The sequence below is a fragment of the Arthrobacter sp. P1_B9 genome (assembly GCF_056406495.1).
Genome location: NZ_JBFUAA010000004.1, coordinates 340,063 through 346,226 on the forward strand (window position 1 = coordinate 340,063; position 6,164 = coordinate 346,226).

At 67.8% G+C, this 6,164-nt stretch carries 4 protein-coding genes; 1 reads left to right on the forward strand and 3 read right to left on the reverse strand.

The annotated features are described in order from the left end of the window. Positions 1 to 77: 77 nt before the first annotated feature. Positions 78 to 254 carry a CsbD family protein gene (locus tag AC1D1A_RS08805; RefSeq protein WP_223914801.1) on the forward strand — a complete coding sequence of 59 codons (177 nt, stop codon included), beginning with the start codon at positions 78 to 80 and terminating at the stop codon, positions 252 to 254. A gap of 80 nt (positions 255 to 334) precedes the next feature. Here AC1D1A_RS08805 and AC1D1A_RS08810 read toward each other — a convergent pair whose 3' ends face one another. From AC1D1A_RS08810 to AC1D1A_RS08820, 3 genes are all read right to left on the reverse strand, one after another. Continuing rightward, a complete protein-coding gene (locus AC1D1A_RS08810; protein WP_476947543.1) occupies positions 335 to 1,273 on the reverse strand; it encodes a 5'-3' exonuclease in 939 nt (312 codons plus the stop codon). A gap of 172 nt (positions 1,274 to 1,445) precedes the next feature. Further along, entirely contained in the window at positions 1,446 to 2,954 is a 1,509-nt protein-coding gene (locus AC1D1A_RS08815) for a CYTH and CHAD domain-containing protein (RefSeq protein ID WP_476947544.1), read from the reverse strand. Between the two features lie 247 nt (positions 2,955 to 3,201). Then, the coding region (locus AC1D1A_RS08820; protein WP_476947545.1) for an RCC1 domain-containing protein at positions 3,202 to 6,164 on the reverse strand (2,963 nt) is incomplete at its 5' end.

Genomic DNA, 6,164 nt, shown 5'->3' on the forward strand with positions numbered 1-6,164 from the left:
ACGGTTCCGTCCCTACAATTAAGTGTGGCCTCCATGGCATTCACGTCGCGGGGGCGACATAAATAAGGAGGTTCATCATGGGCCTGAGTGACAAGATCCACAATGCCGCCGAGAAACTCCACGGCAAAGGCAAAGAGGCGGCCGGCAAAGCCACCGGCGACGACAAGATGAAGGCCGAGGGCAAGAGCCATCAGGTCAAAGCAGACCTGAAGCAGGCCGGCGAAAAGGTCAAGGACGCTTTCAAGAAACACTGAAAACAGGCCGCCGGAGGGCGGAGGTGCGGTCCGGATCGCGCCTTCGCCCCGGCATTTGCCCACACGCCCCAGGGACTTCCCTAGCGACGCAGGTCGAATGCCTCAAGGAGCCGGCTGACCGAACCGCCGAGGTTCCATTCTGTGGCGAGACGCTCAAGCTCGGCCCGCGAACCGCCGGAGACAGGGTGCAACTGCGCGCCTGCCTCCTCAAGCGTCGGCAGTTCCAGGTCTCGCACGATCTTCACGACGGTGGGCGCGACCGTGAGGTAGTCCGCCGCCGCGGCGAGTTTGGACCGCACTGCGGTGGACAGCCCACTCGCTGCGTCCGCGGCAGCCGCGAGCAGCCCGTCGAGCGTGCCGTACTCGCCGAGCAGCGACGCGGCGGTCTTCTCCCCGATGCCGGCGACGCCTGGCAGCCCGTCGGAGGTGTCGCCGCGCAGGGTCGCGTAGTCGGCATACTGCACGGGCAGCACACGGTACTTGCCGACGACGTCGGCGTCGGTCAGGACTTCGAGGTTCTTCATGCCGCGCGCGGTGTAGACCACCCGCACCTGACGGGCGTCGTCGACGATCTGGAAGAGGTCGCGGTCGCCCGTCACCACGTCGACCGGAAGCTCGGCGTGGCTGGCGTAGGTGCCGATGACGTCGTCGGCCTCGTGGTCGGCAGCCCCGACGACGGCGATGCCGGCGAGCTCGAGCACGCGGCGGATCATCGGAATCTGCGCCTCGAGCGCGTCCGGCACCACCTCCACATCGGGGGCGCCTGCCACCTCCTCGGCGACCCGATGCGCCTTGTAGCTCGGGATGAGGTCTACCCGCCACTGCGGGCGCCAATCGTCGTCCCAGCACGCGACGAGATGCGTCGCACCGTAGTCGGTGGTGAGCCGTGCGATCATGTCGAGCAGCCCGCGAACAGCGTTTACCGGGGTGCCGTCGGCGCGGCGGATCGTGTCGGGCACGCCGTAGAACGCGCGAAAGTACAGCGACGCGGTGTCGAGGAGCATCAGGCGGTCGGTCATGACTGATCCTGACACGGATGCGCCCGCTGGCGGTGGAACGTCACGGTCCATCTTCGGAGGGCACAAAGTAATGCTGGCGTCGCTGAGGTCCCCCAGGCACTGGGCATGAACGAACACGACCGCGAGGTCCTCAGCTTCATCGACGGCGATGCAGCACTCGACGCGTCCAGGATCAGGGTCGCAGCCGCAAGCGGCGAAGCTTCTTCCCTGCCTTGCGGGCTTTGTTCTCCGTCTTCCGGGCAATGCGTTCTTCCATCTCCAGCAAACCCTCGAAGCCGAGGTCGGTATCGGCGGGCCGGTCCGGGGTGGCCGCGAGTCTGCGCAGGAGGGCGGTCGCCATGACGCTGTCCTGATGGTCGCCGAGCACTGTCTGGAGCCGTCCGGCCGCTTTGGTGAGTTTGGCGGCGCGCTTGCCGTGGATCTCCAAGACCGACTCACCCGCGTGGCGGAGGCGCTTGGCGTCTTTTCGGACCTCGTGCAGCGCTGTGTCGCGCGCGGCCGTGTCGGCCGAGCCTTTGACGGCCTTCCGGGCACGCTCCACCCGCTTTGCGGCCTTGTTGACCAGCTTGGCCGTCACCTTGCGCGCGGGCCGGAAGGCGCGTGGCTTGGCAGGCGGGTGGTCCCGGAAGTCCTCCAGGGAGCCCAGGAGACGGAAGTAGCGGCCGGTCCGGAGGGTCTCCAGGACGTTTCTGTAGCCTGCGTCGTGGGCTGCGACCAGCTCCTGATCGATCATCTGGGCCAAGAGGCCGGACCTCTGTTCTTCCGGGAGCTCCAGGATGTGCTGGCGAAGCCGCTCCAGCATGACTTCGGCATCGCGGGCCGGACCCAGGATCTGGCCCAGCCACTTCAGTTCAGCCTGGAGTTCCCGCACCGCTGAGCGTTTGAAGAGTTTGCGGTAGGTGGCCAGGGCGGAGCGCGCCCGGCGGGTCGCGGACCGCATCTTGTGGACGGAATCCGGTGTGCCCATCCGCACACCCGGATCATTGGCGATGAAGTCGCCAATCCGCGCGTCTAAATAGGCGGTCACGACGTCGACCGCCGGTCCCTTCTTCCGGGGCTTTGGAGTCCGGGGACTGAACTCGGCCGGCCAGGCATCGCCCAGGGCACGGGCGATCTTGGAAGGATAAGCGGAGTGGCCGGCTCCGGTAGACGTCAGAGTCGCGGCGGCAGCCTCAAAGAGCCCCGCTGTACCGTGGACGAGTTCGAGCTCCCATTCACGCCAGTCGACGGCCGGCCCCGGCGGCCGCAGGGCCTCGGCGTGAACGTGGTCGTCGGCGAAGTCGGCCAAATGCTCACCGCCCGGCCCGTAAAGCCGGTAGGTGGTGCGCCGCGTACTCAGCCGGGCGACGGGCACGAGTTCGTCGCCCCGGATGAGGACCTGCAGATGGTCGGACAGTTCTTCCGGAACGGTCTCCGGCTGCCCCAGCGGCGCATGGATCTCCTCCCGCTGGTCCGCCCCGGCGGGAAGCTTGAGGTGCCAGCCCTCGTCCGCCCCGCCCGTGCGGCGCCGCAGGGTAATGCGCCGTGCCGCGAGGACCAGGGCCGGAGTATCGAAGTACACAGCCTCAAGCTGATCCGTCACAGGCTCCGCGACGTGGTCCACACCCTCGATTTCCTGCAGATCCGGCAGCGCCGCAGAGGTCCCGGCGTCGTACTTTTGTTCCGTTTCAAGTTTTCCCATGGTGTCCATGGCGGTCAGGACTCCCCGCGGGACGCGCGTTCCCGCGGCAGCGAACTGATGGTCCTGTTGATGACTGCCATGGCGGGCCTCCCCTATCGGCACCGCTGGAACATGGACGTGATCTCCGGCGGGCGTGTCCGGCCGGTGCCTTGGCCCGGTGCGCCTAGCCCGATTCTAGGCTCTGCGCGAATCTGCGGCCAGACCGCCGACGGCGGCCGGCCGTTGGCAACGTCCGTGGCGGCTTCACCTAGGGCCAGAGGCTCGCAACACCAATGAGGCCGGGGACCTCGACGGGCGTGCTCGTGCCGGCAGTGGCGCCGTTGCCGAGCTGCCCATGGGGGCCGGCACCCCAGGCCCGGACGGATTTGTCGCTCATCAAAGCGAATATTGCGCGTCCGTTGACCGTGATGGATGTCACGCCCGTAAGTCCTTTGACCTGGACGGGGGCACCGGTGTAGCTGGTGGTGCCGTCACCGAGCTCGCCGAGCCTATTGTTGCCCCAGGCGCGAACGGTGCCGTCGCGCAGCAGCGCGTAGGCGGCGGACTCTCCTGCCGCGATGGAGGTGGCCCCAATAATGCCCTTGACCGGGATAGGCGTGCTGGCGTCGTCGTTGGTGCCGTTGCCGAGCTGGCCGTACCCGCCGCTGCCCCAGACGCGGACCGTTCCGTCCTTCAGCAGTGCGTAGGCGGTGCCTTTGCCCGTCGCGATGGAGGCCACGCCGGCGAGGCCGGCGACCTGGACCGGCACTGTGCTGTCGGTCATCGTGCCAGTGCCGAGCTCACCGGAAGTGCCGCTCCCCCAGGCGCGGACGGTACCGTCGCCCAGCACCGCATAGACCACCACATACTCTGACAGGCTGACCTTCAACGACGTCACCCCGCTGAGACCCTTGGCCTGGACGGGGATGCTGCGGCGGTCCGTCGTGCCGTCGCCGAGCTGGCCGAATTGATTGCCGCCCCACGCGCGGACGGTTCCGTCCAACAGCCGCGCGTAGGCGGTGCCGTTGCTCGCCGTGATGGAGCTGACGCCGGCCAGGCCCTGAACCGGGACGGGCGTGCTGTTGTCGGTCGTTGTGCCGTTGCCGAGCTGGCCCCTGGAGTTCTCTCCCCACGCCAGGACGGTCCCGTCCGCCAGCAGCGCATAGGCAGTGCCGCCGTCCGCCATGACCGACACGGCTCCCGTGATGCCCCGGACCCGGACCGGAACACTCGAGTCGTAGATGGCCATGCCGCTGCCGAGCTGGCCGTTCGAGTTGCTGCCCCACGCCCAGACTGTGCCGTCAGCCAGGAGTGCATATTTGGTAGCGGCGCCCTGTGCGGCCATGGCCACACCCGACAACCCCGAAATGCCCACAGGCAAGCTGCTAAACGGCGCTGTGCCACTGACGCCGAGCTGCCGGTCGTAGTTGTCGCCCCAGGCACGGACAGTCCCGTCCGCGAGCAGAGTGAAGACCGAGAACGCAGTGGCGGTGATGGAGGTGGCGCCGGAGATCGTCTTGACCGGGCCGGGGATGTTGCGGTCGGCGTGGGTGCCGTTGCCGAGCTGGCCGACTCGGTTACCGCCCCAGGCGCGGATTGTCCCGTCGTTTAGCAGCGCGTATGCGGTGCCGATGGCGGCAGTGACGGCGCTAACGCCGGTGAGCCCGTCGACCTGGACTGGCACGTTGCTGTCGCCGGTGGTGCCGTTGCCGAGCTGGCCGTACCAGTTGCCGCCCCAGGCATGGACCGTCCCGTCCAACAGCCGCGCGTAGGCAGTGCCTCCTCCGGCCGTAATGGAAGCGACCGCGTTGAGTCCTTTGACTTGGACGGGAACGTTGCTGTTGCCAGTGGTGCCGTTGCCGAGCTGGCCGCTCGAGCCATAGCCCCAGGCACGGACGGTCCCGTCTTTCAGCAGCGCGTAGGTGACTCCACCGTCAGCCGTGAGCGTCGTGACCCCGGTGAGGCCCTGGACCTGGACCGGAGTGCGGCCGTCGTCTGCGCCGCCGCCGTTGCCGAGCTGGCCCCCGTTGTCGAACCCCCAGGCGCGAACGGTTCCGTCGTTCAGCAGCGCGTAGGCCGTGGACGACCCGACAGCGATGGACCTTACACCGGTGAGCCCTTTGACCTGGACGGGCACGTAGCTGTTGGCGGTGGTGCCGTTGCCGAGCTGGCCGCCCCAGTTGTAGCCCCAGGACCGGACGGTCCCGTCCTTTAGCAGCGCGTAGGCGGCGCCGGAGCCTGCGGTGAGGGCGGTAACGCCGGTGAGGCCCTTGACCTGGACGGGACTGCTGCTCGCGTAGACCGAGCCGTTGCCGAGCTCGCCACTCGTGTTGGAACCCCACGATCGAACGGTCCCGTCCTTCAGAAGCGCATAGGCCGTGGACCAGTCGGCGGCGATGGACGTTACGCCGGTGAGGCCGCTGACCTGGACAGGCGTTGTGCTGCTGCTGGTGGTGCCGTTGCCGAGCTGGCCGTACTCGTTCGAGCCCCACGCACGCAGGGTCCCGTCGGACAGCAGCGCGTAACTCGTACCCCCGGCCCCTGCAAGGGCTTTGACTCCCCTCAGCCCGCTCACGGCAGCCGGGGTGGAACGGTAGGGCGTCGTGCCGTTGCCGAGCTGGCTGAAGCGGTTGTCGCCCCAGGTGAGAGCCGAGTTTCTGGATGCCCCGGGCAGGTAATAGCCGGAGACGTCGGCAATGAGATGCGTGGTGCCGTAAGAGCGGTTGAACAAGGTGACCTTGCCGTCGGCGCCGACCGGAACGGTGACGGAGTTCGCGACTGTCTGGCCGGCGAGGAAGTTCACGTTGGACGAACCGGGCCGCTGTGTCCCGGAGGCGTAGGCGGTGATAAACCCGATCAACCGTGGCTCGGTGACGGTGAGGTTGAAGGTCACGGCGGAAACCTTCGCCGGAATCCCGTGGGCCCCGCCGGCCTGGAAGGACACGCTCCCGTCCGGGCGCACTGCAGCAGAAGTCCGCGTGTCCAGGAAGCGGGACGGTTCCGTCGGGACGAACGCCCCCGGCACGTCCGGGACCCCGGGCAGGTAGTAGCCGGAGACGTCGGCAATGAGATGGGTGGTGCCGTAGGAGCGGTTGAACAAGGTGACCTTGCCGTCGGCGCCGACGGGTACGGTGACGGAGTTCGCGACTGTCTGGCCGGCGAGGAAGTTCACGTTGGACGAACCGGGCCGCTGTGTCCCGGAGGCGTAGGCGGTGATAAACCCGATCAACC

What these genes read in the sequence shown, in the direction of transcription:
- AC1D1A_RS08805 (WP_223914801.1), top strand. Translation starts at nt 78, where the DNA reads ATGGGCCTGAGTGACAAGATCCACAATGCCGCCGAGAAACTCCACGGC.
- AC1D1A_RS08810 (WP_476947543.1), bottom strand. Translation starts at nt 1,273, where the DNA reads ATGACCGACCGCCTGATGCTCCTCGACACCGCGTCGCTGTACTTTCGC.
- AC1D1A_RS08815 (WP_476947544.1), bottom strand. Translation starts at nt 2,954, where the DNA reads ATGGGAAAACTTGAAACGGAACAAAAGTACGACGCCGGGACCTCTGCG.